Here is a 289-nt window from a genome sequence, read left to right as displayed (position 1 = left end):
ATGAACTGTCCTCATGACCCATCAACTTTTGAACTTCCGGAAGCCTGAGCCCATATCCTCCTTCAACTGGAATGAAGTTCAGCATGAACACGCCGTAGAAGTGGCGCAGCGAGTGGGGCGTATATGGTTTACCATTCGGCTTGCGAGGAGCGCCAGATCGAATGCCCGCCGCATGAAAGGCTTTAATTCGATTATTGTCCTGCACGAGGCTATAGGGACGTCCGTTCCCGAGCGTTCTAATGTCCTGAAAGACCATGCGATCAGGAGTGATAGGTCTGTGTTCATATCG

The 289-nt window shown here is 51.2% G+C and carries 1 protein-coding gene; it reads right to left on the bottom strand.

Annotated features, from left to right (window positions below):
* Positions 1-205, bottom strand: a 205-nt coding sequence (locus tag A3722_RS24890; RefSeq protein ID WP_236627446.1) for a hypothetical protein, incomplete at its 3' end; no start/stop codon positions are given.
* Positions 206-289 lie beyond the last annotated feature (84 nt).

The sequence above is a fragment of the Sulfitobacter sp. HI0027 genome (assembly GCF_001634775.1).
Taxonomy (GTDB): Bacteria; Pseudomonadota; Alphaproteobacteria; order Rhodobacterales; family Rhodobacteraceae; genus Sulfitobacter.
This window is presented reverse-complemented; position numbering and strand designations above follow the sequence as displayed.